Annotated in this window: 26 protein-coding genes and 1 pseudogene; 6 read left to right on the top strand and 21 right to left on the bottom strand. The window is 61.7% G+C overall.

Annotated elements, in window-relative coordinates:
* Positions 1 to 25: 25 nt before the first annotated feature.
* The 4 genes from VMH22_05075 to VMH22_05060 form a co-directional block, all read right to left on the bottom strand.
* On the bottom strand, positions 26 to 1,111 hold the full coding sequence (locus VMH22_05075) for an inositol-3-phosphate synthase (GenBank protein HTW91061.1): 1,086 nt from the start codon (positions 1,109 to 1,111) through the stop codon (positions 26 to 28).
* Between the two features lie 156 nt (positions 1,112 to 1,267).
* Positions 1,268 to 1,414: a hypothetical protein gene (locus VMH22_05070; protein ID HTW91060.1), complete on the bottom strand. Its 147-nt coding sequence runs from the start codon at positions 1,412 to 1,414 to the stop codon at positions 1,268 to 1,270.
* 52 nt (positions 1,415 to 1,466) lie between these two features.
* A complete protein-coding gene (locus tag VMH22_05065; protein ID HTW91059.1) occupies positions 1,467 to 2,102 on the bottom strand; it encodes an MBL fold metallo-hydrolase in 636 nt (211 codons plus the stop codon).
* Positions 2,095 to 2,661, bottom strand: coding sequence for an MGMT family protein (locus VMH22_05060; protein ID HTW91058.1), 567 nt, complete (start codon positions 2,659 to 2,661; stop codon positions 2,095 to 2,097). Before VMH22_05060 ends, VMH22_05065 begins: the two co-directional genes overlap by 8 nt.
* Positions 2,662 to 2,826: 165 nt before the next feature.
* Between VMH22_05060 and VMH22_05055 the strand changes: the two genes are divergently transcribed.
* Together VMH22_05055 and VMH22_05050 are read left to right on the top strand one after the other, a co-directional pair.
* Positions 2,827 to 3,204 carry a Minf_1886 family protein gene (locus VMH22_05055; GenBank protein ID HTW91057.1) on the top strand — a complete coding sequence of 126 codons (378 nt, stop codon included), beginning with the start codon at positions 2,827 to 2,829 and terminating at the stop codon, positions 3,202 to 3,204.
* A gap of 243 nt (positions 3,205 to 3,447) precedes the next feature.
* Positions 3,448 to 5,475, top strand: a complete 2,028-nt coding sequence (locus tag VMH22_05050) for a helicase C-terminal domain-containing protein (protein ID HTW91056.1) — start codon at positions 3,448 to 3,450, stop codon at positions 5,473 to 5,475.
* A gap of 189 nt (positions 5,476 to 5,664) precedes the next feature.
* Here VMH22_05050 and VMH22_05045 read toward each other — a convergent pair whose 3' ends face one another.
* Together VMH22_05045 and VMH22_05040 are read right to left on the bottom strand one after the other, a co-directional pair.
* Positions 5,665 to 6,033, bottom strand: coding sequence for an HNH endonuclease signature motif containing protein (locus tag VMH22_05045; protein HTW91055.1), 369 nt, complete (start codon positions 6,031 to 6,033; stop codon positions 5,665 to 5,667).
* Positions 6,033 to 6,724 (bottom strand): annotated as a pseudogene (locus VMH22_05040) (N-6 DNA methylase). The gene VMH22_05045 and the pseudogene VMH22_05040 overlap by 1 nt, the downstream one beginning before the upstream one ends.
* A gap of 356 nt (positions 6,725 to 7,080) precedes the next feature.
* Between VMH22_05040 and VMH22_05035 the strand changes: the two are divergent.
* Positions 7,081 to 9,225: an N-6 DNA methylase gene (locus VMH22_05035; GenBank protein HTW91054.1), complete on the top strand. Its 2,145-nt coding sequence runs from the start codon at positions 7,081 to 7,083 to the stop codon at positions 9,223 to 9,225.
* 785 nt (positions 9,226 to 10,010) lie between these two features.
* On the opposite strand, the gene VMH22_05030 is transcribed toward VMH22_05035, so the two are convergent.
* Positions 10,011 to 11,927: a DEAD/DEAH box helicase family protein gene (locus tag VMH22_05030; protein HTW91053.1), complete on the bottom strand. Its 1,917-nt coding sequence runs from the start codon at positions 11,925 to 11,927 to the stop codon at positions 10,011 to 10,013.
* A 708-nt stretch (positions 11,928 to 12,635) separates the two neighbouring features.
* On the opposite strand from VMH22_05030, the gene VMH22_05025 reads away from it, so the two are divergent.
* Together VMH22_05025 and VMH22_05020 are read left to right on the top strand one after the other, a co-directional pair.
* Positions 12,636 to 13,382 (top strand): DUF4190 domain-containing protein, encoded by a 747-nt coding sequence (locus VMH22_05025; GenBank protein ID HTW91052.1) that lies wholly within the window; start codon positions 12,636 to 12,638, stop codon positions 13,380 to 13,382.
* A 427-nt stretch (positions 13,383 to 13,809) separates the two neighbouring features.
* On the top strand, positions 13,810 to 14,544 hold the full coding sequence (locus VMH22_05020) for a class I SAM-dependent methyltransferase (protein ID HTW91051.1): 735 nt from the start codon (positions 13,810 to 13,812) through the stop codon (positions 14,542 to 14,544).
* 166 nt (positions 14,545 to 14,710) lie between these two features.
* On the opposite strand, the gene VMH22_05015 is transcribed toward VMH22_05020, so the two are convergent.
* From VMH22_05015 to rpsM, 14 genes are all read right to left on the bottom strand, one after another.
* Positions 14,711 to 15,595 carry a histidinol-phosphatase gene (locus tag VMH22_05015; GenBank protein ID HTW91050.1) on the bottom strand — a complete coding sequence of 295 codons (885 nt, stop codon included), beginning with the start codon at positions 15,593 to 15,595 and terminating at the stop codon, positions 14,711 to 14,713.
* A gap of 86 nt (positions 15,596 to 15,681) precedes the next feature.
* Positions 15,682 to 17,421: a helix-hairpin-helix domain-containing protein gene (locus tag VMH22_05010; protein HTW91049.1), complete on the bottom strand. Its 1,740-nt coding sequence runs from the start codon at positions 17,419 to 17,421 to the stop codon at positions 15,682 to 15,684.
* Positions 17,412 to 18,194, bottom strand: a complete 783-nt coding sequence (locus VMH22_05005) for a hypothetical protein (protein HTW91048.1) — start codon at positions 18,192 to 18,194, stop codon at positions 17,412 to 17,414. The genes VMH22_05010 and VMH22_05005 overlap by 10 nt, the downstream gene beginning before the upstream one ends.
* Before the next feature lie 25 nt (positions 18,195 to 18,219).
* Positions 18,220 to 18,570 carry a C4-type zinc ribbon domain-containing protein gene (locus VMH22_05000; protein HTW91047.1) on the bottom strand — a complete coding sequence of 117 codons (351 nt, stop codon included), beginning with the start codon at positions 18,568 to 18,570 and terminating at the stop codon, positions 18,220 to 18,222.
* Positions 18,567 to 19,025 carry a PTS sugar transporter subunit IIA gene (locus VMH22_04995; GenBank protein HTW91046.1) on the bottom strand — a complete coding sequence of 153 codons (459 nt, stop codon included), beginning with the start codon at positions 19,023 to 19,025 and terminating at the stop codon, positions 18,567 to 18,569. Before VMH22_04995 ends, VMH22_05000 begins: the two co-directional genes overlap by 4 nt.
* 42 nt (positions 19,026 to 19,067) lie before the next feature.
* Entirely contained in the window at positions 19,068 to 19,427 is a 360-nt protein-coding gene (gene rsfS / locus VMH22_04990) for a ribosome silencing factor (protein HTW91045.1), read from the bottom strand.
* Position 19,428: 1 nt separating this feature from the next.
* Positions 19,429 to 19,878: a LytR C-terminal domain-containing protein gene (locus VMH22_04985; protein ID HTW91044.1), complete on the bottom strand. Its 450-nt coding sequence runs from the start codon at positions 19,876 to 19,878 to the stop codon at positions 19,429 to 19,431.
* On the bottom strand, positions 19,875 to 20,615 hold the full coding sequence (locus VMH22_04980) for an NTP transferase domain-containing protein (protein ID HTW91043.1): 741 nt from the start codon (positions 20,613 to 20,615) through the stop codon (positions 19,875 to 19,877). The genes VMH22_04985 and VMH22_04980 overlap by 4 nt, the downstream gene beginning before the upstream one ends.
* Positions 20,587 to 20,964 (bottom strand): aspartate 1-decarboxylase, encoded by a 378-nt coding sequence (gene panD / locus VMH22_04975; protein ID HTW91042.1) that lies wholly within the window; start codon positions 20,962 to 20,964, stop codon positions 20,587 to 20,589. Before panD ends, VMH22_04980 begins: the two co-directional genes overlap by 29 nt.
* A gap of 7 nt (positions 20,965 to 20,971) precedes the next feature.
* A complete protein-coding gene (gene rplQ / locus VMH22_04970) occupies positions 20,972 to 21,448 on the bottom strand; it encodes a 50S ribosomal protein L17 (protein ID HTW91041.1) in 477 nt (158 codons plus the stop codon).
* A gap of 2 nt (positions 21,449 to 21,450) precedes the next feature.
* Entirely contained in the window at positions 21,451 to 22,485 is a 1,035-nt protein-coding gene (locus VMH22_04965; GenBank protein ID HTW91040.1) for a DNA-directed RNA polymerase subunit alpha, read from the bottom strand.
* Positions 22,482 to 23,096: a 30S ribosomal protein S4 gene (gene rpsD, locus VMH22_04960; GenBank protein ID HTW91039.1), complete on the bottom strand. Its 615-nt coding sequence runs from the start codon at positions 23,094 to 23,096 to the stop codon at positions 22,482 to 22,484. The genes VMH22_04965 and rpsD overlap by 4 nt, the downstream gene beginning before the upstream one ends.
* A 16-nt stretch (positions 23,097 to 23,112) precedes the next feature.
* Positions 23,113 to 23,487 (bottom strand): 30S ribosomal protein S11, encoded by a 375-nt coding sequence (gene rpsK / locus VMH22_04955; GenBank protein ID HTW91038.1) that lies wholly within the window; start codon positions 23,485 to 23,487, stop codon positions 23,113 to 23,115.
* Positions 23,487 to 23,906: a 30S ribosomal protein S13 gene (gene rpsM / locus VMH22_04950; protein HTW91037.1), complete on the bottom strand. Its 420-nt coding sequence runs from the start codon at positions 23,904 to 23,906 to the stop codon at positions 23,487 to 23,489. The genes rpsK and rpsM overlap by 1 nt, the downstream gene beginning before the upstream one ends.
* Before the next feature lie 628 nt (positions 23,907 to 24,534).
* Between rpsM and VMH22_04945 the strand changes: the two genes are divergently transcribed.
* Positions 24,535 to 25,062, top strand: a complete 528-nt coding sequence (locus tag VMH22_04945) for a hypothetical protein (protein ID HTW91036.1) — start codon at positions 24,535 to 24,537, stop codon at positions 25,060 to 25,062.
* The last annotated feature ends 44 nt before the right edge of the window (positions 25,063 to 25,106 follow it).

Genomic DNA, 25,106 nt, shown 5'->3' with positions numbered 1-25,106 from the left:
CCGGGAATCAGGAACTGGCAACTGGTCACTTCCTCTTCGGGCCGTACTTCTTGATGTACGCCTCGGTCTTGTTCCGGCATTCGTCGTCCGGGTACTGGACCGGCGGCGTCTTGAAGAAATACGATGACGGATCGATGATGCTGCCGGACAGTCCGTTGTCGAGTGCCAGCTTGGCGCATCGAATCGCGTCGATCATCACGCCGGCCGAGTTGGGCGAGTCCCAGACCTCCATCTTCAACTCGATGTTCAGCGGCACGTCACCAAAGGTCTGGCCCTCCATCCGCAGGTAGCACCACTTCCGGTCAAGCAGCCAGGGCACGTAGTCCGACGGCCCGACATGGATGTTGTCGGCGCCGATGTCGTACTTCAGCAGCGACGTGACCGCGCCGGTCTTGGAAATCTTCTTGGACTTCAGCCGCTCGCGCTCCAACATGTTCATGAAGTCGGTGTTTCCGCCGACGTTAAGCTGCATCGTCTTGAGCAGCTTCACCCCGCGGTCATTGAAGAGTGACACCAGCATCCGATGGGTGATAGTCGCGCCGACCTGCGACTTGATGTCATCGCCGAGCACCGGCAGGCCCGCGGCCTTGAATCGCTTGTTCCAGTACTTCTGCGACGCAATGAACACGGGTATGCCGTTTACGAATGCACACCCGGCCTTGATTATCTGCTCGACGTACCACTTAGTCGCCTCCTCGCTTCCGACCGGCAGGAAGTTGACGACGACGTCGGTCTTCGTCTCCTTGAGCGCCCGTACGATGTCCGCGGTCGGCCCGGGCGCCTTCTCGATAATCTGCGACAGGTAAAGCCCGAGCCCGTCGTGGGTCATGCCCCGCAGGACTTTCACGCCGCTCTTCGGCACGTCCGTGAACTTGAAAGTGTTGTTCGGCTTGGTGAATATCGCCTGCGACAAATCCTTGCCGACCTTGTTCTTGTCGATGTCGATGGCGACCGTGAACTCGATATCATTGATGTTGTACCCGCCAAGGTTCACGTGCATGATACCCGGCACTGAGTCACCGGGCTTCGCGTTCCGATAGTAGTGCACGCCCTGGACAAGGCTGCTGCAGCAATTGCCGATACCGATAATTCCGACTCTTAACTTAGGCATATGTCCTCCTTAAAAGTGCTCTGAAGCGGCCTAGGAAGATAGACGTTTTACCTTGAGAAGTCAAGACGTAGGTAAAGGCTGAGGTTAAGGTTGAGGTCAAGAACCGGCATTCCCGCCCTTCTTCACCTTGGCCTTAGCCTTGACCTTAACCTGCTCTCACTTGAGCTTCACCACCATCGTCTCGTCGGTGCGACCGCCGGTCGAGACGAGCGCTAGATACACTCCTGCCGGCACGTCCCTGCCCGCTGCGTCCCGGCCATCCCAGACGACGCCGGTTGATTCCTTCTTCCGGCTGTCAGCCACCAAGTCGCGAATCCGGCGGCCCCCTACATCCTGAGTCAAGTCGTCTTCCCTTCTATCCGACAACCAGGCCGCCGAGGAACGGGTTGACGAGCAACGCCCGTCCGAAGCTTCCCGGCTCCCCGTGCCCGGGGTATAACTCGGTATCTTTCCTGAGTACTGTCTGGAGCCGGTTGAGTGACGCTTGCATCTGCGCTTCCGACCCTCCAGGAAAGTCGACCCTGCCGATCGAATCAACGAACAGCGTGTCGCCGGTAAAGGCATAGCCAGCGGCCAACAGGCATAAGCCGCCCGGTGTGTGGCCGGGTGTGTGCATGACCGTCATTTCGTCCTCGCCGACGACAACCCTGTCGCCATCCTTGAGCAGCCGGCTCGGCGCAGGCGAGGTGAAACTCATCCCCATGAGGCTGGAGAGATTACCGTCCGGATGGGCGAGCAGTTTCGCATCTCTTTCATGGATCAGCAGCTCGGCCCCGGTCGCCTCGATGACCTCACGGTTGGCGGCGATGTGGTCGATGTGCCCGTGGGTGTCGATAACGTACTTCACGGTCCCGCCAAGCTCCTTCGTCTTGGCAAGTATCATCTCGGCATCCCCGCCCGGGTCAACCACAGCCAGCTCATCGCCCGACTTCAGAATGTAGCAGTTGGTTGCCAGCGGCCCGACCACAAGCCGTTCAATAGCCTCAGCCACCCAGCTTCTCCGCCACGCGCTTCCGGCTCACGGTTTTGGCTCTTGGCTCTTGGCCTTTGGCTCTTGACTTGAGTCTTCGGCCCGTCCCAATGCCCTCAACCTGCCAGCCCTCCCGCGCCAGGAGCCACTCTTTCATGTCGAGTCCGCCACCGAACCCGTGCAGCGCGTAGTCCGAACCCACGACTCGGTGGCAGGGTATGAGCAGTGCGAACGGGTTGTTTGCCATCACCTGTCCCGCTGCCCGCGCACCCCTGGGACTTCCCGCCGCACCGGCCAGCTCGGCGTAGGTCATTACCTGCCCCGAAGGGATGCGGGCGCAGCGATCGAGCACCTTGCGCCTGAACCCGCGCAGCCCACTTGTTTCCGCCTGCAGGTAGTCAGGCACGCTGCCGCCGTCCAGCACTCGTTCAAGATCCTTCGCCAGCTTACTGTCGTCGCGCGGCCCTCTGACGCCAAGAAAGATGCCTGACAGCTTACCGCCGCGCCACTCGACTGCTACCCAGTGAGGCCCGAGCCGACATGAGCGGCGCACCGTGGTGTGTGTTCTAATACTGTCCATAGCCGGTTATCATAGGCTGAGCGAGGGAACAATCAAGGAAGCCATCGGCACCTCACTCCCGGAAATCCCAATTCCCAATTCCTAATCTGTCAGTATCTGAGCTCGTACTAATGGCTGCCCCCCGCTTGCGCTTGAGCTTGTGCTTCCGCGCGCTACAATCGGCAGATGGAGAACCCGCTCGACGTAATCATCGCCAAAGACCCTCGGTACAAACCCGAGGCCTACGCGTTCGTGCACGATGCCCTGGGCCACACCTGCTCAAAGCTCGAGCAACGCCGCCACGTTACCGGCCGCGAGCTCTTGGACGGCATCAAGGACCTTGCGCTCACCTACTACGGCCCGATGGCCAAGGCAGTTCTGAACTCCTGGGGCGTCAGGACCACCGACGACTTCGGTGCCATCGTCTTCAATCTGGTCGATGCCGGTCTCCTCTCCAAGACCGAGCAGGACCACGTCGAGGACTTCCACGACGTATACGACTTCGACGAAGCCTTCGTCCGCTCGTATGACCTCCCCGGCCCCGAGACGCAAAGACCGAGCTGAGAATTGACCAAGACAGGGATGAAACAGGAAAGGCTGAACCAGGAAAGCCGGACCATCCGCGTTCATCCTTCATCCCTCCGCCTTCATCCTTCATGTCCTTAGCGGTTGATCTGTCCGTTCCATCCTTGTCATGAATCTGCGTAATCTGTGGATGTCCCCTCCGAGCCATCTGCGTCATCTGCGACATCTGCGGTTACTCCTGGTTTGGTTGCGGCCTCCGAGGCCGCGCTACGTAATCTGCGGATGAACTTGTCCGAATCCTACTTCGCGCCCGACGGCCCGCTCAGCCGCATTCTCTCCGGGTACGAGCATCGTCCCCAGCAACTCGACATGGCCAGGAGAGTCGAACGTGCGCTCAGCGACCACGGCAGGCTTGCCATTGAGGCCGGAACCGGAGTCGGCAAGAGCCTTGCGTACCTTGTCCCGGCCGCGCTCTGGGCAAAGGAGAACCACAAGCGAGTTACCGTGTCCACGTACACTCGGCTGCTCCAGACCCAGCTCATCTCCCAGGACGTCCCGCTCCTGTCCAAACTGCTGTCCCACGATTCCGTCACTCGTCATTCGTCACTCGACAATCGTCACTCCGCCGCGGCGGTAGTCGCGGCGGTGGCCTTCGGTCAGGAGAACTACGTCTGCAAGTTCCGCCTCGACACCCAGATCGCCCGCGGCCTGTTTGACACCACCGCCGAGGCCAAAGCTGCATACAGGCTCTTCAACTGGGCCGACAAGAGCGATTCCGGCATCATCCTCGACTACCCCCATGCTCTACCTTCAGGTCTTGGCTCGCGTATCTGCCGCGACTCGGCCATGTGCCGCCGGGAGAGGTGCCCGTTCCGCAAAGGCTGCTTCTACCACCGGGCGCGCGACTCGTGGGACCACTCATCCATTCTCATCGTCAACCACTCGCTGCTCTTCGCCAACCTCGCGGCCGAGGCCGACCTCCTGCCCGAGTCCGACGCGATAATACTCGACGAGGCCCACCGCATCGAAGACGCGGCGGTCAGGCACTTCGGAAATCAGGTTTCAGAGAACGCCCTCACCTCACTGCTTGACCGGCTTGCCTCGTCCAAAGGCGCGGGACTCGTTCAAGCACTCGGCCCTCGCTCCACCGCCCGGCGCTCGATCCAGACCGAGGCATCGGCGGCCCGGCTGGACATAGACCAGTTCTTCCGCAAGGTCGAACCACTCTTCGCCCCCGAAGCTCAGCGCTCGCGCTTTCGCGACCCGCTCGACTCCGGCCCTTCAGCCGAGGCCATCGCCCGGCTGGCCAAAGCCATCGAAGAAGTCGCGCCCGAACTGGACGACGAAGCTCTCAGCGCCGAGATGACCGGCGTGGCGCGCCGCCTCAGTCAGTCCGCTCTGGCGCTGGAGGGCTTCCGCGTGCCCGAGCCGGACGGCGCGGTCCACTGGGCCGAACGGAGTCCGCAGGGCCGCCTTTCGCTACTCTCCGCTCCGCTCGACGTCGCACCCATGCTCCGCGCCGCGGTCTACGACCACTACTCAAGCACCATTCTCACCTCAGCGACCCTGACCGTTGCCTCAAGCTTCAGCTTTCTCTCCGACCGGCTCGGCCTCGACGACTTCGAGACTGCTTCACTTGACTCGCCTTTTGACTACACGAGCCAGAGCCTGCTCTACGTATCCGACCATCTCCCCCCGCCGACCAGCGCCGCAGACTTCAACCGCGCCGCCGCCGACGTCATCACCGCCATCATCAAAGCCAGCATGGGACGCGCCCTCGTGCTCTTCACCAGCTACGACTCGATGAACTCGGTCTACGGACTCATGCCCCAGACCGGTTACAACTACCTCCTGCAGGGTGACACCTCACCGTCCAAACTGCTCGATGACTTCCGCGACGACACTCACTCGGTGCTGTTCGCCACCCAGTCCTTCTGGCAGGGCATCGACGTTCCCGGCGAAGCTCTCTCCTGCCTCATCATCTGCCGGTTGCCGTTCGAGGTCCCAGACGACCCGCGCCTCACCGCGATTGCTGAGAAGCTCAAGGCCGAAAGCATCAGCCCTTTCACGGCGTACCAACTCCCCACGGCCGTCCTGCGATTCCGGCAGGGATTCGGCCGGCTCATCCGCACTGCGACCGACCGCGGTGTAGTCTGCGTCCTCGACAAGAGAATCCTCGCCGCCAACTACAGCGGCTCGTTCCTCAAGTCCCTGCCCAAAGGCGTCCGCGTGACGACCAAGCTCTCCGACATCGACCGCTTCTTTGCAGGGAATACCGCAGACCGTCCGCCACTCGACGCGACCGGCTAGCGCCGGTAGGCCTCGGCCAGGAACTGCGCCGAAAGCCCGTCGGAGGGCTCGCCGGGACACGATCTAATACGTCCGCCAATCCACAATCGACAATCTGGAATCGGAAATGGATTGCTCGTGCCTAACTGCTCACTCCTGACTAGTAACTCGCTGCATTCGGCAGCGCTACGTCAGGAATCTCCTAGTGTGTCACCGGGGCTTCTCGCGACGGCGCCTGTTCTGGGCCTCGCGCATCTCGAACTTGGCATGAATCTTAGCGCCGAGCTTCGTACCGGCCTTGATTTCGTCTTGGGCGACAAGACCGAGAAGGATGAGCCTGCGAAGGTCCCGTCCATTCCGGTGCCAGCGCAGATGGTTGCACTGCTTGCATGCGGGCAGATAGTTATCGGCCTCGCTGGCTCCGCCCTTCTTGCGCTGGATGACATGGTCTAGTTCCCACGCCCCGTCTGGGTATGGCTTCCTCTTCTTGCCGTAGTTCTCCAGCACAACCTTGTCCCCGCAGAAATGGCAGTGGCCGTGGGTTTTGTCGTATACCACCCGCAGCAGTGCCGGCTTCATCACTCCTCCAAGTCCTTCGCTATTCCTCTGAACTGCTCCAGGGCGGCTTCGAGGTTGTCGGCAATCTCGGTCGCAAGCACGTCGGGGTCGGGCAGGTTGTCGGTATCCTCCAGACTCTCGTCCTTGAGCCAGAAGATGTCGAGGCTGGCCTTGTCCCGCGCGACCAGGTCGTCGTACGCGAACGCGTGGAACCGCTCGGTCTCCTTGCGCTGGTGCCGGTTCTCCGGCTTGTAGCACGCGACGAAGTCCGCGAGGTCTTCCACGCCCATCGGGCTGGTCTTCAAGGTGAAGTGCTTGTTCGTGCGCAGGTCGTATATCCAGACTTCTTTAGTCCACGGCTTGTCCCGGCCGGGGTTGCGGTCGAAAAAGAGCACGTTCGCCTTCACGCCCTGCGCGTAGAATAGCCCCGTCGGCAGCCGCAGCAGCGTATGCACGTCGCACTCGGCCAATAGCTTCCGGCGCACCGTCTCGCCGACTCGTCCCCGCCGATGCCGTGAAGCATCAGGTTCATCACGCACAGCCGGACCACCGAATCCACGATGTCCGTGCCATAGAACGTACCCTTCTGCAGGGCCTGCTTCTGCTTCTTGTCCAGCTTGAACCGGCTCGTATCGGCAAGATAGTTGTGCGCGGCAAGGATGAAACCGCCGGTTCCGCATGCCGGGTCGCAAATGGTCATGCCCGGCTCGGGACCTGTGCCAGAGGAACTTCGTGTTAAACCGCCACCCTACGTTCCCGACCGCTGGCGCGGACAGCAATGCAATCACTATCTTACACGGCGTGTAAGAAGATGTTGACAATTAACCAAAATGACTCTAGCATAAGTGCATCGAGTCAATCGCGAGTATCCTTAAGGTTGTCCTCGACGCACATGCAGGTGACCCACAGCTACTGGCCGTGCAGTTGAAGGCCTCTCCTGCTTCCGTACAGCGGTGGATCAAGGGCACGTCGCGCCCACGTCCGGCGTTCGAGGTGAAACTGCGACGCATGTATGTCGAATTGCTGGCCTCGTCTGAAACCTGTCGCGAGGGTCCGACGGAATACCGCGTGACGCCGAGGCACGAGGTGATCATTGAGGCAGTAGACCGGACTCTGAGGGCAACACGAGAAGTACTGCACAAGAGGGGTCAGTTGTCCTCAAGGGGACAGGCGCTGGATGAGTTGTCCAAACTGCTCTTTGCCCATGTGCAAGGCACCAAGGAGGGCAGTGGGGGCATATCAACCCGTCTGTTCGCAGATGGTGCTGCTAACCCGGCTGCTGCGCTCAAGGAGTATGTGGACAGAGTCACGCTCCGTAGTCTGCCTGAATCGCTCGCTCACGCGGTTGACATGAGGGATTTTGAGCTAAGGCTGAAGCCGCAGGAGGGATCTCTAGCCCTAGAATTGGTTAGCTGCTTTGAGACACTGCTGCGTCAGACTGCGGCGTTCAGTTTCGATGGCGTCGATGTCCTGAATGAGGTGTTCGGCAAGTTCTTGGCCGACTCGTTCATCGACGAGAAGGAACTCGGACAGTACTTGACTCCACCCGAGGTCGTGCGTTTCATGGTTGCACTCGCCTTGGGAGGACTTGGGGAATCCGAAGTCTCATCGCTGTGCGACCCCTCGCATTGTAGAGACTTTGGCCTCATCTTGGACCCGGCATGCGGGGTGGGGTCGTTTCTGGCCGAGATGGTGCGTAGCCTACGTTCACGGATGGAGGTACGCGTCACGGATGCCAATCTCCGTTCGGAGTGGCTCAAGCGAATGCTTGAGCATGTGATTGTCGGCATCGACAAGAGCGAGAGGATGATAAGGCTCGCACTGACGAACATGGCTATGTTTGGATTGCCAATGGCGCGCCTATACTTGGCGAACTCACTCACCCGCAGCGGTGACGACGCTCGACTCACCGAGTCGCTTGTTGGCAAGGCGCGGTTGATCATGACAAACCCGCCGTTTGGCGCCTCGTTTCAAGGCAATGACCTGTTGAAATACAGGATCGCGACGGATTGGTCCCGCCACTCGCCTAGCCGGCTAGATTCCGAGTTGCTTTTCGTGGAGCGATACATCGACTGGCTCGCACCTGGAGGGCAACTCGTCGCCATCGTCCCGGACAGCATACTCACAAACAAAGGGGTGTTCGAGGACCTGCGCCGAGGTATCGCCGGTTCAGTGGATCTCTGCGCTGTAGTTTCCCTTCCAAGTGTAACGTTCGGTGTAGCGGGCACGAACACGAAAACGTCAATTCTCCACCTTCGCAAGCGAAGGCGCGGAAACGCCGAGTCATCAAGGACAGCCTTCGCGATCTGCCAGGACATCGGCTTCGGAGTAACGACGAAGGCGAACCAGCGTGTGAAAGTCGTCCATGGCGATGGGGAGCTCCCACGCATACTGGACGAAATTGCGACATGCAGTCCGAGGCCTGTCTTCGTAAGATGGATGGAGAGTGCGGAGTCCTCGGACCGTTGGGATGCCCACCGCCACGCGTCGCTCACGGCAGAGGTGGAGAACCGCCTTGCCAGCCTAGTCGATGGCGACGTGTGCGTATCCGACGTGGCCTCCTTGGTTGACGAAAGAACGGACCCGCGGCGCTGGGGCACAAACCGTTTCGACTACATAGAGATATCAGACATAGACCCGCGTACATGCGTGGTCCACAGCAAGGAAGTCGACGTGTCGTCAACGCCGAGTCGGGCCCGCCGGCTAGTGCGAGCTGGTGACGTGCTGGTTTCAACAGTTCGGCCTGAGCGACGCGTGGTGGGCGTCGTCGGTAGGTCACAAGATGGCCATGTCTGCACTACTGGCCTAGCCGTACTACGACCGAAGGCGATCCACCCGTTGGTGCTGGCCTTTCTACTGAAATCCGACTTCGTGGCAGCCCAACTCCTGCAGCATAACGTGGGGATCGCTTACCCTGCGATTGACGAGGCATGCCTGTTGGACGTACTGCTCCCTGCCAGAGAACATGATCTGTCGAGCCTGTCTGAGCAGGCGGGCAGAATCGCAACGAGCGAGGAGCAACTGGACGCGGAGAGGAAGTCGTTCCTGGAAGAACTGGACGAACTAGAAGTTGGCTGGCGTCAGGTGACCGCTACGGTAGATCCCAAACCTCGTCGAGCGTACCGAACCACGTCCCGTCACCGACCTCGCAGATCGGATTCTGGTTCACGTGAGCTGGGTATTTTTGAGCCCTCGGAAGACCATAGGGTCTGACATCTTTGGGCACTGACCTGGCGAACGCGAAGTCGCGGATATCACCGGTCCGGAGGAACAGGCTGACTGCAAAGAAATCTTGCGTGTCAAACTTGCAGCTACTGGTAGGGTACCCGGCAGTCAGGCTGTGTATCAGACGAGCGAACTTCGTGTTTGTCCCCCACAGAGATTTGACCTCAACCTTCTTCGTGACCCCGTCCTTCTCGACCTCGAAGTCAAAGTACGCGTAGCTGCCGATGTGCTTGGCCATGTCCTCAGGCATACGCCGTATCGAATAGCCTCCGGTCTTCAGCGCCCTCACGAGGGAATACTCGACAAGACCGCTCAGAACCTTGGCTGCGGCCCCGTACTGGTCTATCTCCAGGAAGTCACTCGGAGTGAGTACTTCGAGCGCCGCGACTAAATCCGTTTTCTTGCCACCGCAGTAGACCTCTCCCTCCGCCGTCGCTGCTTTCCTGTTCACGTGAAGTATTCGTCCCTTTGCGATCTCCCGCCAATCACCACCCTGCAGGTATGAACAGGGCACGAACTTCCCGGTTCGACCAGGGACGATTAGGTCCTCGCAATTGGCGTCGAGCGCTATCGAGAATGTAGCTCGGTGGTGAGTCTGTTTTGGCATCCTGATCACGGTCTTGTCCAAGGTCCTTATCGGAATCAGCACCGGACAGAGTATGCTCTCAAGGGCCTGCGGGGTAACACCGCCATATCGCCGAGTGAGCCGCTCAAACAGCGCACGATAGTCTATCTCCGCTGATGAGGGATGGCTCGCGCGCACAGTACGCATCTTAGAACGACAGCGGTTTGATGTCAAATGCGTGAGACGGACGGTCGAGCCGCGCCGAACGTCCTGCAAGCGATGAGACCGTATCCTCGTCGTGACGTCCGAGCGCGACTTCGTCGAGCAGCTTGTCGAACGGCACCGTGCGCTTGCGCTCCAGCGACCTCGTCTGGGTCTTGTCCGATTCGAACACGCCGACCGCGTCCACGATGACGAAGCGGGTCTTGCTCTTCGCGTCGGGTGTCACTGCCTGCAGTTCGTTCGGATCAATGACGCGCATGCCCCGGCCCTTCATCTGGTCGAAGTAAAGACTCGACTTGGTGTCGCGCATGAAGATGAGGCATTCGAGCGGACGGATATCGGTGCCGGTGGAAATCATGTCCACCGTGACCGCGATGCGCGGGTTGAAGGAGTTGCGGAAGCTCGCAATCAGGTCTTCCGGTTTCTCGCCGGTCGTGCGGTAGGTAATCTTCTTGCAGAAGTCGTTGCCCTGGCCGAACTCCTCGCGCACAATGCCGACGATGTCTTCGGCGTGGGAGTCGTCCTTGGCGAAGATGAGCGTCTTCGGCACTTCGGTGCGGCCGGGGAAGAGCTCGGTCGGAAGCTTCGCTTTGAAGGTACGGACGATGGTGCGTATCTGGTCCGGCGCGACGACGGAACGGTCGAGTTCCCTGCCGTCGTAGACGAAGTCATCGTCGAGTTGCTCCCAGCGGGTCTTGCGGGTGAGCTTGTCGCGGCGGTCGACGTGGTACCCGGCATCGACCTTGCCGCCCTTGTCCGTGATTTCGGTCTTGATGCGGTAGACGTCGTACCCGACGTTGACGCCGTCGGCCACGGCCCGCTCGTGGTTGTACTCCATCACGAGGTTCTGGTTGAAGAAGCCGAAGGTCTGCTTCGAGGGCGTGGCGGTCAGGCCGATGACGAAGGCGTCGAAGTATTCGAGCACCTGCCGCCAGAGGTGGTAGATGGAGCGGTGGCACTCGTCGGTGATGACGAAGTCAAAGGTCTCGATGGGCAGGTTCGGGTTGTACGCGACGTCCTTGGGCCGCTCGTCGAACGCGGCAGTGTCGAACATCGACTTCTCTTCGAGCTCCGGGTCGAGGTCCGGCTCGCCGCGCAGCATCGAGTAGAGCCGCTGGATGGTCGTGATGCAAACGCGGCTGACCGGGTCAAAGGTGTTCGAGGTCAGGTGCTGGACGTTGTAGAGTTCGGTGAACTTGCGGCCGTCGTCGGGCGTAGCGTATTGCTGGAACTCGCGCCGGGTCTGGCGGCCGAGGTTGTTGCGGTCGACCAGGAACAGGATGCGCCGGGCGCCGGCGTGCTTGATGAGCCGGTAGCTGAACGTGACCGCGGTGAAGGTCTTGCCGCCGCCTGAGGCCATCTGGATGAGCGCGCGCGGCCGCGTGTCGGCGAACGACTTCTCAAGGTTGGTGATGGCTTCGACCTGGCAGCTGCGAAGCCCGGGCTTGAGGAGCGGGGGCATCGCCTTCAGCCGCGTGCGCAGCGTGTCGGCTTCGGCCAACCACCCGCGCAGGGTCTCGGGCGTGTGGAACGAGAAGACGCGCCGCGAACGGGTGTCCTTGTCGCGCTGGTCGCGGAAGAACGTCTCGACGCCGGTGCTCTCGTAGGCGAAGCACATGCCATGCTCGTGGGTCGGCAGAACGTCGGGCACGCCGGACTGGTAGCGACTGGTCTGGTCGGCGACGCCGGAGAGCGTCGTCCCGTCCGGCTTCGCTTCGATTACGCCGCAGGCCTTGCGGTCAACGAACAGGACGTAGTCGGCCTCGCCCGTGTCGAGTGTGAACTCGCGCACGACCACGCCTGGTCCGGCCCCGAGGTCCACCAAGACGCGGTCTTGGATAACCCAGCCCGCGGCTTCGAGCTTCTCGTCTATCTTCTCGCGCGCCCGCTCTTCAGGATTCATGAAAGAGACCGCCGTATCTTAGGCACTCTGCTGACAAAGTCAAGCCCTCAGCTCGCACAGACGGGCGGGCATCTGGCGCTGTGGATTGCCGATTGTCGATTGGAGATTGGGCAGGCTTGTATACTTCTTCGTACACAAGACGCCGGGGCGGATGCCGGGGCTATCTACTTGGTGCGCAGGGCTTTAGGCCCGTAGCTCACAAATCCACCCCCTCACCCCCTACACCGTTCAGTAGGTCACAGACAGCGTTGCTTCGTACATCGTTCGGAGGGTTATCTGCACCGCAATTCCCGGATGAACCTCCACCGGAATTCGACGGGTTGGTCTACGGGTTGCCCTCCGACTTGCTCTCAGGGTTAGTCTACGGGTTGCTCCACCGGTTCCTCTCCGGGTTGGTCGGAACGTTACGGCCCGAGTAAGTCTGCGGGTTCCTGTCCGGGTTGCTCCCGAGTTAGCTCCGGCCGTTGCTCTCCGAATTGCTCGGAGAATTGCTTCCCGAGCTGCTCTGCCCGCTGAAAGCACACGAGCCCACAGCTATCAGCTAGCAGCTTACAGCTTTCCGCAGATTGATGATTGCAGATTGGCGGACAAGCAGGGCCGGACTCGGCCAGGCGGATGCTCCGGACCGGTTGCCGGTCCGCTGTCGGTTTGACATTCAGCCCACGAATCCTAGAATCCTGCTCGTGATGTCGCAGCCGGTAACATTTGATGGACGCTGATAATCCCTCTCGCACCGCCGGCACCGTCAGCCTGGTCCTGGGGATTCTGTCCGTGTTCCCGTTCGGTCTGCTCGCCGGCATCCCCGCCATCGTGGTAGCGATCCGCGCGCTGCGTAACGAGCCGCGGTCCCGCACGCGGGCGCGGGTCGGCGCCGTGCTCGGTGGGTTCGGGATACTCATCACGGCCGCGCTGGTGGTCAATTACATCGCGGACGTCAGCATGCAGCCGAACCCGCCCATCGGAGACGCAGGCGCGACATCGTACAACATGTACAATATCCAGGGTTCGCTCGACGAATGGGCGACCGAGAACGGCGGAGCCTTCCCGTACAAGGCGGACTTCGATTCGGACTCGAGCCGGTTCATGGAGTTCCTGGCGCGCGACCAGGTCATCCGGCGCGGCAAGACCGTTGCCGGCCGTGTGCCGGTGAACGTGTACAGCAAGGCCGCATACCGCTATGGCGTGGACCTGTTCTATTTCCCGGACAGCCTTGCGGCAGGCGCGAACCGGTTCACGTCGACGGAAGACAGCGCCTGCCCGTACCGCCGTCTGTCCGCACCGCAGGGCAAGCCCGGCACCATTGTCATCCTGGGCCACACCGACCGCTCGGGCACGTGGCCGCGCGTCACCGAGTACGGCATCGTGGGCTTCGACAAGGATGCATCGCAGCCGATGAAGGACTCGACGGCGCCGAATCGCCCCTATCTGGCACTATGCAACGACAAGCCTCGGTGAACGTCGTACGGGAGTTTCGTCGGCACAGTGGATTCAGAAGCACGGCGACGGCATCGGGCCGCGCCGCGCTGCCATGAGGCGCGAGTGACGAGCCAACCCATTTCAGATTCCAGATTGTCGATTGCGGATTGGCGGACCGGGCGACTCGACGTCAGTTTGCAGTCGACAGTATCGAGGCCGGCTATCGGACGCGCCGGTTCCCCATCCGCGTGCTGAATCCCATTTGAGTGCATTTGACCGGCTGAGGATACTGACCGCCCCGAAGCGAGCCGTCCACGGCCTCCGTCGCAGGCTCACGGCGCCCAGAGCGCGGCGCTGGATTCGTCAGGGGAGGCGGCTTTTGACCGACGGCGAACCCGAGTCGGCTTTGGCCTGCTGCAGAAAGGCTTTGACAACTTCCCCGGGCCTGGCTGAAGCCTACGAACTCATGATCAACATACTCATGCCGGGCGATGGCTATCTGGCCCTGCTCGAGCATCTGCACGAATCGCTGCAACCAGAGACCTACCTGGAGATCGGCGTCGGTAGCGGTGCTTCTCTGGCGCTGGCAAAGCCCCGCACCCGGGCGGTCGGCGTCGACCCGGCTCCTGCCATTCGGGCGCCGCTCGGACCGCATGCAAGGGTGTACGAACTCGAAAGCGACGAGTTCTTCAGCCGGCATTACCAGCTCGACGCTTTCCAGTCAGCGCGGCTCGATCTGGCGTTCATCGACGGCCTGCATCAGTTCGAACAGACCCTGAACGACTTCGCGAATGTCGAACGTCAGTCTCACCCCGGAACCGTCGTTCTGCTCCACGATTGCCTCCCGGTCGCGCGGCTCGTCGCCGCGCGGTCACGCAGGACGGGTTTCTGGTGCGGCGACGTATGGAAGGCGGTCACCTGCCTGCGGGAGCAACGCCCCGACCTTGACGTCCGAGTCGTACCGGCGCCACCCAGCGGACTCGCCATTGTCACCCACCTCGACGCCGGTTCGACGCTGTTCCAGCAGCGACTAACCGAGATCGTATCTGAATACCGCAACCGGGTCCTGGACTATGAGTACCTGGACTTTGGCAGTCTCGCCCGAATGGCCGGGAACGGACTGCCCAATGACTGGAGGCGAGTCTGCGAGCATACGCTGCAGCATGTACGGACGCTCACCTCGACTCCAACCCGGGCCTGAGATTGCGGCCAAGTGGCCAAGGACAGCAATCGGTCTTGATGAGTTCCGTGCCGCTCCCCAGTTCCGCCGAGTGACTCGGTCATAGCCCCGCGCCCACGGCCAGCCCAAACTCAAGCACGTCGGGGATTTCAGCTTCTGGATTGCGGATTGCGGATCAGCCGCGGCGTCAGGCGGACCGAAATCCCAGGCGGCTGGCCGCCCGCGGCCGACGCTGGGCCGGGCTGATAACTCGGCGCTGGCGGAAACGCGCCGGCTCGACGCCGAGGTCGTTCAGCGACCGCAGCGCCATGTCCAGACCCATACCCAGATCTGCCGGGCGGTGGGCGTCCGAGCCGGTCGTAAAGACTCGGACGCCGGCATTTCTCGCCAGCTTGAGGATGCGCAGCTCGGGGTAGGGTTCGGCGTTGCCTCTCCGCAGGGCCGAGGTGTTGACCTCCATGCCGGTGCCGGACTCGGCCACGAACTTGAGGACCGAAGGCAGACGCGTGTCGACGGCCTGGTCAAATCGGCTGTCGAACAGAGGCCTGATGTACTTGCGGTAGATATCGAGATGACCCAGGCAGTCGAAGAGCTGCGTCCCGGCCGCGGCCCGGACATTGCGAAAGTAGCTCTCCGCAAAGTGTTCGGGGCCAAGCGACAATTGCTCGCGCTTGAATCGGTCCAGTTCGTCTCCGGCGGTGATGGCGACGTGCTCGAGGCAGTGGACTGACCCCAGGACGAAATCGAACTGAAACCGGCTGAGGAAGTCGCCGATGACACCTTCAAGCCCGGGCTCGTACCCGACCTCGACGCCGGCCAGCACTACAAGGTCGGCGAACTTCGTTCTGGCGCCCCGAATCGCGGCCAGGTAGGAATCGGGCCAATCGGAATTGACCGGCTGCGCGACACCATTCACCCGGACGTGCTCGATGCTGCTGCGGGCCGGGTCAGGTTCGTAGTGCGTAGTGAAGCATATCTCACCCAGTCCAATCTCAGCAGCTCTTGTGCAGAACTCATCGACCGAGCCCTGTGCGTCGTGTGAGAAGTCGGGATGAATGTGATAGTCGACCATGGGATTGACTAGAGACTATAGACAGAGGAATCGGATAGTCCAGAATTCAGAATCCAGAAACCAGAATGCAGAATTGCGGATGCGGACTAGGAACACACGAGTTCGAGCTGCGCGGCGGCGTCGAGCACAGGGTGCGGTTTCCAGGCACAGCCCGCCTTCAGTCCGAGCCGCAGCCACCTGATAATGCGCGCCTCACCGCCGCCAGCGACGCGCCAGCATGAAGCGCTGCTGCTGAAGGATGAACCGATGCCACTGGCTCCCGGCTCGTGCAGATACATGGTGACTCCGGTTCCATCAACCGCGATGCGCCCGGCGGAAAGCACTAGTTCGGCGGGCCCCAGATCCTGTGTCAACCGCAGCGCGGCTATCGTGCCGCGCGACGTGCTCTTCTCGGGATAGACGTCATCGAGAATCAATCGTGAGGTCGTTGCCCGTCCGAGTCTTGCGCCGACTTCGGCTCTTGTCGTCCGGTAGCGTTCCTGCTCAGCTTCGTAGCGGTATCCCATGGTAAGAGCCAGGTCGAGGACGCCAAGCTCCTGTCCGAGACGAAGCTCCAGCCGCGCCGGTACCGAGTCGAGTTCGAAGTCTCGGTAAGTGTTGCCGCTGACGGAAACGCTGGAACCGGCTTGGTGCCAGCCCAGCCGACCTGATGCGTCCAGGCGGTCTTTAGTGTCGGTCAGGCTCGTCCAGCGGCCGTGCGGCGCGAAGAACCGGGCCTGGTGCCCGCACAGCGAAACGCGAGCATCGAAGTCCGGCCAGCCGCCGGTAAGCTCGAACGCGCCGGCCATGCCGGACCCGCTGGACCTCGCTATCTCACCACGCAACTCGTACTGCCCGAGCCTGCATTCTCCATTCAGGCCGACGGCGAACAACTCACTTCCGACAAGCGACGCGGTCGAATCGGCCGGCGCGAATTCCCGGCTGTACTTCGAGTATTCTGCGACAAACCCGACTCCGGCCCGGTTTCCATGGTAAGCCGCACTGAGTCCTGCGGTCGCCTCTCGAACCGCATTGTGCCCCGCGATGGAAGCTGAATCGTCGTGGGCGCCCGTGCCGACGAGACGCTGAACCGTGCCGTCTTCGTTGAGCCGTGCGTCCCGGCCCGCATACGAACCGAGCAGGCACGCGCTCCACTCGCCCGCCCGGAGGTCTGCCGCGCCGCCGCGCAGGTAGGAAGCCTCCACGGCCGACCTTACCAGCCTGACGTTCCCGACCTCCTGATCTGTCCCATCAAGCAGGCTGCTGCGCCAGGTCGGAGCGCTGAAGACCAGACCATCGCCAAAGCCGGTGGTGAAGTCCCCGAGCGTGATTCGCGCCCGGCCCACGGGGAATTCGGCACCGGCGCTGGCGAAATCGAACGCACTCGACTCTCCCTTGCCCTTGTCGGTCAGCGCCGCGACCCGCAGTCTGCCGGAGCGGAGATCGAGCCGATTGCGAAGCCTGAGGCCGGCGCCACCGCCACCGACCGAGTCAGTGCTGACTCTTGAAACAATGCTGCCAGTCAACGCCCGCCGGTTGCTACCGATGCGGAGGAACGGCCGAATCGACTCGTATGTCTCAGCGGTCATTCCCGGCACCTGCTGCAGTTGCTCGACTGTGCCGAACCTGCCCAGCGAATCCCGAACCGCGACGATGCTGTAGGCGAGAGCAGGGCTGAGCCACGGAATCGCAAGCAGCCTGTGAGGTGTAGCACGGTTGATGTCAATCTGTCTTTCCAGCACCCGCTCGACCTGCTCCTGCAACGCCAGGTCGCCCTCGGTTGTCGGTGACTCAGGGAACAGCCCGGAACCGAATTGCCCGAGAAGAAGCAGCAGGGCTAGCGCCATGCTGCACGCAGACCGAGGATATGCGTTTCCTTCAGTTGCGGATGGAATTGATATGCGTACTCAAACCCTACTGGTCCGACCGTCGCCCCCAGTCCGGCCGCATACCGGAGCGGCGCGACCCCGATTCCCATTCTCAGCCCGAACTGCGGAACCGGCCGGAACTCGGCGCCGAATGTCACATCGTCCTCACCTTGCTGACGGCTGAGGTCCGTGGCCAGCAGCACTTCGTCGACCGGGTGCCACGAACCGGCCAGCACTATCCGCGACGGCAGCTCGGTACCGTCGCGCCAGCGAGGAGAATTGAGCCGAAGCCCGGCTGCGCCGACTCGGACACGACCGGACCGCCAGCAAACGCCGGCATCGAACGCGGGCACGATGTCACTGTAGTCCGGAGCGTCACTGACGATGAGCGCGTGGATGCCGAGGCCCACGGACAGCGAACGCATGGGCGCGCCACCGACAACGACCTGCGCATCCTGTTCGCCGTACTGACCAAGCCGGAGCGCTGAGAAACCAACCCCGGCCGCGACCAACTCCGAGCTCCAGTTTCCAGAGACTCTGCCCCAGGACAGACCCGGAAGGTCATACGGCCGAGAACAGCAGGCGCCGGCCTGGTATCGGCTGTCGGCCGCAATTAGTGCGGGATTCAGGAAAAAGGCGTGTTGCCCGTCAGCTACCGCTGCGCCGGCGAGCATCCCCGACGCCCGGCCGGCACAGCCGGGGAACTCGAAGGCGGAAAGAGCGAGAGCGAGAACTACTGCGCTGGCGACCATGGACCGCCCACCTTCGGCCCAGGGTCTACTTTACGTAGTAGAGGAACCGACCGCAGTTCGGACAGCTGACGAGATCGGTACGGCAGCGGGACGCCAGCTCTGACGGCAACTTGACGTAGCAGCCGCCGCAGAACTCGCGGATGACTTGGACGACAACCCTGCCTCCGTACCGCTTCATGATCCGCTCGTACATCGCCAGCAGCTTGGGGTCAACCTTCCTGGTCAGCTTCTCGCGCTCGCGCTCAGCAGTCTTGATGAAATCGTCGGAGGCCTTGACTGACTGAAATCCCACTGCCTGGTAGTCGGCGGTTTCGATGTCACGCAGGATATGGTCGAACTCCTCAAGCGAGCGCAGAGTCTCGACCTTGGCGTTCATCGGATCTTCTCCTCGAGGCTGCGCACCAGCTCGATCAGCTCTTCCGGAGTCTGAGGATCGAACAGACGTTTCTTCTTGGTCAGTTCCTGGCAGACCATCGCCACCCGACCCAGCGTGATGAGGTACTGGTTGCCCGGGTCCTGGGGCGGTGCCATGATGAGGAAAAAGAGGTGGGCCGCCTTGTGGTCGATCGAGTCGTAGTCGACGCCCTTGGTCGACCGACCTACGGCCATTTCCAGCTTGTCGATCAGGAGCGAGCGGCCATGTGGTATGGCGATTCCTTTGCCGATGCCGGTCGAGCCAAGTTCTTCGCGCTTGGTCAGGGTCGCCAGCAGCAGTTCGGCATCGTCGCCTTGCCGGATCATCTGCACCAACTCGCGCAGCGCCTCCGGCTTCTTCTTCGCTTTCAGGTCAAGATTGATGCGATCAGGCCGAAGCAATGATGTTAGGGTCAAACGGCACCTCCTGTCGGCCGGGGCCTCAGAGCACGCGGCCAGTTAGTTCTTGCCATTCGTATCGGTGAAGGTCTGGCACGGAGCATCGCCCCAGAGCCGTTCCAGACCGAAAAACTGGCGGGTCTCACCGCAGAAAATATGCACGACAACGCTGAAATAGTCAAGAAGTATCCACGCACCATTTTCCACGCCCTCGACGTGGTGCGTCCGCTCCCCGTCGCGTTTCAGCTCCTGCGCCAGTTCGTCGGCGATCGCCTGGGCGTGGATTGTCGAGTTGGCCGTCGCGATGACGAAGTAGTCGGCGAGCGGCGAGCGGCCGCGCAGGTCGAGCACGACGACGTCCTCGCCGAGTTTCCCCAGTATGATCGTCGCCGCGCGCTTCGCCAGCCTTGCCGCCGTCATTTCAGTACAGGGGAACGACGTTTGGGAAGAAAATACGGTAGTCGTCACCGACCACCAGCCGCACCTCGAGGTAGCGGGCCGAGTCAATCTCGACCCGCGTATCAGGAGCGTATCTCGGTCCCAGGGGCAGTTTCCGCCAGTGCCGCTGTACCGACAGCACACGTGCGACCGACTTGGCGTTTCTGCCGTCGTGCTCGCGCAGGTCTACGACAGCGGTCCGCGCTGCGCGCCGGCTCTCGGTTCTGACCGCGTAGACATCCAACCCGCGCATCTGCAGCTCGTCGGCCACCGCCCGGCCTGCCCGCGGCGTGCCGCTCCCGTTGACGACTTCCAGCCTCAGCGATCTCACATCCGGCTCAGCCTCTTCTTCCGGCAGAGCCCTCCACGCGATCGAGGCTCCGATGGCCAGCACCAGAACGACAAGCACCAGCCAGGGCAATACTCGGCTCAACGCGCACTTTGCTCCCGGCGCGCGACAAGGCCCCGTTCGAGCGCGGCCAGCTCGTCCGGCGTGTTGGCCCCGAGCATCTCGTCCGGATCTGCGGCCAGGACCGCCACCGCTTGCCCGCCCTCCGCCCGAACCTCACGAACCAGATCGGTGAGGTAGTACTCGCCGGATACGGCGCTCGGACGGATTCTCTCCAGCGCTGGCAAGACATCACCCCAGCGAAAGGAATAGGCTCCCGAATTGACCTCGTTGATCGCCAGAATGTCCGGAGACGCATCCCGCTGCTCGACGATCCGGTCGATTGAATCACCGGAGGCACGGACAACCCGGCCGTAACCGAATGGATCTGCCAGCCGGGCCGTGAAAACGACGACCGCCGCGCCCGATGCCTGCCTAGCCCGCACCAGCCTCTGGATTGTCTCGGGCCGAATCAAGGGCGCGTCGCCACAGAGCACCACGCACTCCTCGTCGTCGGTCAGTCGGTCGCGACAGGCGAGAACTGCGTCAGCCGTGCCGCGCTGCCCGCCCTGCACCACGAATTCGACGCCAGCCTGGTCGAACGCAGCCATGACCTGCTCCTTCTGAGTACCGACAACCACTATCATGCGCGAGATTCCGGCTGCGCGGGCTGAGTCCAGAACATGTCCCAGCAACGGACGTCCGTCGAGTGGCAGGAGCACCTTGGGGACCGGCGTCCCCATTCGCTTGCTCTTACCCGCTGCGAGGACTATTGCGGTCACTTTTCTTGATGCGATTGCGATGGTCGACGTTGACGCAAGCCACTCGGTGCTGGCGTGACTCGGCGTCGGCGATCCAGGCCAGGGCCATAACTATCACCTCGTCGCCGACCTCGCCCTTCCGGGCCGCAGCGCCATTGAGCACGCATGCTCCGGAACCCGCCCGCGCCGGGATGACGTAGGTCTCGAAGCGGCAACCGTTGTTGACGTTGACCACCTGCACGAGTTCACCCGGCACGATGTCGGCTGCAAGCAGCAGCCTGGAGTCAAGCTCCAGGCTGCCGTCGTACTTGAGGTTCTTGTCAGTGACCGTCAGTCGCTGGATTTTCGACCGGACCAGGCACCGAAGCATCGGCCCGCTACTCTTCGGATTCGTCGCGAGCCTTGGACTTGTCGTCCGCCTTCTTGTCCGGTTTTGTCTTCCTGCCGCCCCGCTGTTTTTCCACGGCCGCCCTGGCCTTCTTCTCGTGGTGCCGTTCCTCACGGATGACCAGTTCGAGCATAGCCATTTCGGCCGCATCACCCTCACGCGGCCCCAGCCGGAGCACGCGGGTGAAACCACCGGGGCGGCCCGCGAACCGCGGCGCGATGACGTCGAACAACTTCTTCAGAACTGTCTTGTCCGATACGAAACGGCCGACCTCGCGTCGCGCGGCGACCGTGTTGCCGAGCGACTGCGCGACTACGCGGTCAGCGTAGCGCCGCGCTTCTTTGGCCTTGGCCAGTGTTGTCGTTATCCGCTCATGCTCCAGCAGCGCGGTCACCAGGTTGCGCATCAGCGCCTTGCGGTGCTGGGCGGTCCGGCCGAGCTTCTTCGCCTTGTCTCCGTGGCGCAAGACTACTCCTTTTCCTTTTCCGGCTCGCGCTCAACCAGCGGCAGACCGGAAACATCCATCCCGAGGGACAAGCCGACGTCCTCGAGCACCTTCTTCAATTCCTCAAGTGACTTGCGGCCGAAGTTCTCGGTGTCGAGCATGTCCTTCTCGCTCCGCTGCACGAGGTCGCCGATCGTCCGGATGGAAATCCGCTCACCGGATGTCTTCGAACGTCCCTTCATCAGGCAGTTGAGTGCCCGGTTGGATAGCTCGAGTTCCTCAATACTCTGATTCAGGAGCTCGACCAGCTTATCCCGGTCCTGGTAGAGCTTCTCTTCGGCGATGAATTCCGGCTCCTTCTCCGCCGGCACCAGCACGGCCATGTGATTCTTGAGAATCGTACCCGACTGGATGAGAGCTTCGTCCGGCCGGACCGTGCCGTCGGTCCAGACCTCGAGCACGAGCCGTTCGAAATCGGTCCGGTCGAGCACGCGCATCGACTCGACCCAGAAATTAACCCGCTTCACCGGCGAGAAGAACGCGTCCAGAAAAACGGTCGTCTCCGGCGCGGTCCGGTTCTTCTTAAGACGCTCTGCCTTGACGTAGCCGCGACCGTTCTCGACCAGCAGTTCCATGTTGAGCGACCGCTTGCTGTCCGAGATGGTGAGCAGGCGCTGGTCCGGGTTGGCAATGACTATCTCCGGCGGCACCGTCAGGTCCCGCGCCAGAAACTCACGTTTGCCCGAGGCATGCAGGTGACACAACTTCGGCGTCTCTGACCAGAGCCTGAGTCTGAGCTTCTTGAGGTTGAGTACTACCTCAGTCACGTCCTCGACCACGTCGTCGACCGTCGAGAACTCGTGCGCCACACCGTCGATCCGCAGCTCGGTAACGGCAGCGCCCTGGACCGAAGACAGCAGTGCGCGACGCAGCGAATTGCCCATCGTCGCGCCCCAGCCTTTCTCCAGCGGCGCCAGAATGAACCGACCGTAGGAGTCGGTTGCGGTTCCACTGTCAAGATCGAGCTTCTCTGGCAATGTGAAAGGTCTAAGCTTCATTTCGAGTACAGCTCCACGATCAACTGAGTGTTACACGGAATATCCTTGACGTCGTCCGGACTCGGCTGGCGCACTACGGTCCCGACCCCGAGGTCCGCAGCGACCGTCAGCCACGACATGCCCGGCTGTTGCTTGTTCGCGAGAATCGCGCTTATGACCTTTTTGCCGTTCTCCCCCTTTACGCCGATGATATCGCCAGCATCGGTCAGGTAGGACGGGATGCTGATCCTGCGGCCGTTGACCGTAATCAGGCCATGACGTACGAACTGCCGCGCCTGGCTCCGGGAATTGGCGAACCCCATCCGGAACACCACGTTGTCGAGCCGCCGCTCCAGCAGAATGACGAGCGCCGCCGCGGTGTTCTTGCTCTTCGCCGCCTTGGTGAAGTAGTTGTGGAACTGCGTTTCGAGTATGCCATACATTACCCTTAGCTTCTGTTTCTCCCGTAGCTGGATTGAGTATGCGGACACCCGCCGCCGTCCCCGTACCTCAGGCATCTCCCCGCGCTTCATCAGGATGCACTTGTCGGACAGGCACTTCTCTCCGCGCAGGAACAGCTTCTCACGGTTTCTTCGGCAACGTTTACACTTCGGTCCGATGTATCTTGCCATCTTTCCTCGTTCCCCGCTACACGCGGCGCTGCTTTGGCGCTCGGCAGCCGTTGTGCGGAATCGGTGTTATGTCGCGGATTGAGACGATGTCCAGGCCGGCGTTCTGCAGTGACCGGATTGCCGACTCTCGGCCCGGTCCCGCGCCGCTCACCAGGACCTCAAGCCGCTTCACTCCCAGTGAACCCGCTTCCTTGGCAGCCGCCTCCGCACAGAGGCCGGCAGCGAACGGCGTCCCCTTCTTCGAACCCTTGAAACCTACCCTGCCCGAGCTGGACCAGGAAACAACCGCGCCGGTCGGGTCGGCAATCGTCACAATCGTGTTGTTGAAACTGGTATTGACGTGGGCGACACACAGAAGTGGGACTTTCTTGCGGATTGACTTGCGCGCCATTACGCCTTACCTCCGGCCGCCGGCTTCGCAGCCGGAGCTGCCGGCGCTGCCTTTACCTTGATGACGCCGGTCGTCTTGCGCGGCCCTTTGCGCGTCCGCGCGTTCGTCCGAGTCCGCTGACCGCGTACCGGCAGGCGCTTCCGATGTCTGTCGCCGCGGTAGCTGCCGATCTCGATGTAGCGTTTGATGTTGCCGGAGACCTCTGCCCGCAACTCGCCCTCCACTTTGTAGCCACCGTCGATTTCCTTACGGATGGCGGCCACCTCGTCGTCACTCAGATCCTTGGTGCGACGCGTGGGATCGATCCCGGCCGCGGCCAGAATCCTGCGCGCCGTACAGCTGCCGATGCCATATATGTGCGGCAGCGCGTAGAGAATCGCTTTGTTGTCGGGCAGGTCAATACCCGCGATACGAGCCAATCGGACCTCCTGTGGTTGCCAAAATCAGAAAAACTGACTTATCGTTCAGACTGTAAGCTGTAATTTATAGCTGATTTACGCGGAAAGTCAAGTGAAAAAACCCTTGACGGGCACAAACCCTGATGACCGCCGCCCGCACAACAAAACTGACCAGAAGTGCGCATCGAGAATCGAAGCAAGCCACCATCGTGTCGAACCTGCCAACACGGCCACTTTCCTCAAACCGAACCGGCAGAACGCCAAACATCCGCCGACCTCTGCAGCCACTGATCTGCGACGTGGTGAGCTACGCGAACCGGAGTGCAGCACGAAATCGACCATTGAATCACCTCGAACAAACCGGATGGCACGCGGCACGACTGCAATCCTCGCGATGGTCCGAGCCCTGCCAGAGGCTGATTCCGGCAAGCCACTTGGCAACAGCGATTGAGGCAACAGCGATTGAGCTTGACAGGCGCAGACGGGCACGTAGAATAGCCTTACTGCCTTACCGACCGAAGGAACATACGGCAGCGGTGCTCGTGACGCTGTGATGGCGCACGGGCGGCAGCACGTCCGTTGAGAATCCGGTGGAAGAACCGCGACGACGGACAAACCGGAACGTGAACGTTTTCGCCTAGGAGGTTGCATGACACGTAAGTGGACTGCCTTGGCTACCTTGGTACTGATGCTCTCACCTGCGCTGGCCGCCGCGCAGGCAATGAGCGTCGGGAAGGAACATCTCAGAAGGGACGAGTACGGGTTGGCGGTCAAGACCTTCACCAGTTACATCGAGCAGTATCCTCACAAGAGCCTACCCTATGAACTGCGTGCGTGTGCCTATCTGAGAATGGACAGCTTGGGCCTCGCGTTGAAGGACATCGCCAAGACGCAGCAGGTTGACACCAGTGAACAAACCGGGAGCTTCGCAAACTGGCTCGCGGGCATCGCTTGGCTCTTTCAGGGCAATGCGACCACCGCCGACAGCCTCTTTTCCAAGGCTACTGTCGGCTCACCTTCTGTCGCCGGACAACGCATCGCCCAGGCGCGGCAAAACACGGACTCACTCTTTGTCGGTGACAGCGTGAATGAGCAGTCCAGTGAGCAGTACCGACAGAGGCTGGGTGGACTGCTCCTCGACGAGTTCATCGACTACCAGCTGTTCGGCACGAAGTAGCCAGGGCGCGTCACTCGGCCGTCCGATCGCAGCCGGCCGTCGGA

This window comes from bacterium (genome assembly GCA_035505375.1).
Classification (GTDB): domain Bacteria; phylum Hydrothermota; class Tepidihabitantia; order Tepidihabitantales; family Tepidihabitantaceae; genus UBA2258.
The sequence above is the reverse complement of the archived record's forward strand: the minus strand, read 5'-3'. Positions and strand labels throughout refer to the sequence as shown.